Here is a 1,859-nt window from a genome sequence, read left to right as displayed (position 1 = left end):
AGAGCAGCTCGATCACGTAATGGAATCCAGCCTCACCCCCGTAGTAGGGATCCGGAACTTCTTCGTCAGAATGAGAGCGGCAATAGCTGCACATCAGGCGCACTTTCTCGGCATATTTTCCCTGGGGATCCAAGCTGAGAATGTCGCGGTAATTTTGTCGATCCATAGCCAGGATCAGGTCAAACTCGCGCAGGTCGGCAGGTCGAATCTGGCGGGCCTTGCCTTGTAGCTCTAGGCCATAGCATCGGGCTGCTTGTTGCATGCGCCTATCTGGGGGGCTGCCGATGTGATAGGCTGCCGTACCTGCTGAGTCGCAGATAATTGCTTCCTTATGGCCGCTGCTGCGCAAAAGGTGATTGGTGATGCCCTCAGCAGTGGGAGAGCGACAGATGTTACCCAGACAGACAAACAGAAGCTTTTGGCTCATGGCAACCTCCCCATCGGATCCCATGTGTGGGCCCACCACAGGATGTATCCGCCTGCAACAGCGGGACGGATTCCCTTTCTATTTTCCACCAAGAGCCGCTGCAATGTTTTGCCGGCGGCTATCGTAACATCGCAGATTTAATTGAACCGACAAGGGATCCCCAGGCATTGCTGCAGCAGCTTCAGGTATTCTTGTCCCTCCATGAGAAAGGCACCAAAACGGGCCAGGTGCGGGTTCATCAACTGAGCGTCGAAGAGGCGAAAGCCCCGCTCCCGTAAGTGCTCCACCAACTTCACCAAGGCCACCTTCGAGCCGTTGGGAATGCGGTAGAACATGGACTCGCCGATAAATGCTGCCCCAAGGGCAATACCCAGGATCCCGCCTGCCAAGGTCTCTCCCTGCCAGGTTTCAAAGCTGTGGGCAAAGCCAGACCGGTGCAGAGCTGCGTAAATCTGCTTCAGCTCGGGGCTAATCCAGGTTTGGGGACGAGCGGCACAGCCCTCTACCACCTGCTCAAAAGCGCAGTTCAGCCGCACCTGAAAGCGATTGCTGCGCACCAAGGGCCGCAATGAACGGGGGCAGTGGAATCGCTCATCGAGGGGGATCACCGCGTGCCGGTCGGTGCCGTACCAACCCAGGGATCCCGTCTCTTCGTCGGCCATCAGGAAGTAGCCTTGGGCATAGCCTGCCAGAATGGTGGCCAGATCCACCTGCATCGCCTCAGTTGCGCTCCTCAAGATTGCCATTCTGGAGAGAGACTGGCAAAATCCCCCCCATTGGCCCTGGGGTGACAATCCACACAGGCGCTCACCCGCACAGGAGTGGGAAACTCCACTTGCAGATGCAGGGCACGGAAATAGCGAGAATCTGCCAAGCGATAGGGCACCTGTTCCCCCTGTCGCAGGGGCCGGGAGTTGGGCCGCAAATAGCCCCAGGCCAGTTGTAAAGCCACACCGCTCAGGGGCTGGATCTGCTGGCCATAGTGGTTGGGATCCTGCAGCAGCCGTCGCCAGGTTTCGGTGGGCAACACTTGGGCGGGCAACGCCACATGGCAACTGCCACAACTGCGCACATATTGAGCTTGCTCCAGTTGGGCTTGAGTCAGGCCCTGCTGGGCTTGTGCTCCCAGGTTCTGCGCTGATCCCGCCAGCAGGGATCCCATAAACCCGGACAGGATGACTACCATGCTCCAGATCCAAAACCGCCGGCGTCGTCGTTGCAAAGGAGCCATGCTCTCACACCCACTGCCCATGCTTTCCCACTCTAGACCCACTCTAGATCAGGTGGCCGCTCGCCACAGTGGGACGGAGTCCATAAGATCTGGCCTCAACTGCTGGGATCGACTTGATCGACTTGGCCTATTTTTGGAGGAGCTTGAGAGATCGCGGATCTGATACATTTACGCTGAACACTGCTGAACATCACTGTTCAA

At 57.7% G+C, this 1,859-nt stretch carries 3 protein-coding genes; all 3 read right to left on the bottom strand.

Features of this window, described 5'->3' with window-relative positions; translation table 11 throughout:
• Positions 1–427, bottom strand: a 427-nt coding sequence (locus tag NW843_RS13470; protein ID WP_414523201.1) for a low molecular weight protein-tyrosine-phosphatase, incomplete at its 3' end; no start/stop codon positions are given.
• 137 nt (positions 428–564) lie between these two features.
• Complete coding sequence (gene aat / locus NW843_RS13465; RefSeq protein ID WP_414523202.1) at positions 565–1,143, bottom strand: leucyl/phenylalanyl-tRNA--protein transferase; 579 nt, start codon at positions 1,141–1,143, stop codon at positions 565–567.
• A 17-nt stretch (positions 1,144–1,160) separates the two neighbouring features.
• On the bottom strand, positions 1,161–1,613 hold the full coding sequence (locus NW843_RS13460; RefSeq protein ID WP_414523200.1) for a hypothetical protein: 453 nt from the start codon (positions 1,611–1,613) through the stop codon (positions 1,161–1,163).
• Between the last annotated feature and the right edge of the window lie 246 nt (positions 1,614–1,859).

The organism is Synechococcus sp. R5-12 (genome assembly GCF_047502655.1).
Taxonomy (GTDB): Bacteria; Cyanobacteriota; Cyanobacteriia; order Thermostichales; family Thermostichaceae; genus Thermostichus.
Note: the sequence above shows the minus strand (reverse complement) of the source record. Positions and strands in the feature narration are given on the sequence as shown.

Coding starts and splice junctions, on each gene's coding strand:
- aat (WP_414523202.1), bottom strand. CDS start 1,143: ATGCAGGTGGATCTGGCCACCATTCTGGCAGGCTATGCCCAAGGCTAC.
- NW843_RS13460 (WP_414523200.1), bottom strand. CDS start 1,613: ATGGTAGTCATCCTGTCCGGGTTTATGGGATCCCTGCTGGCGGGATCA.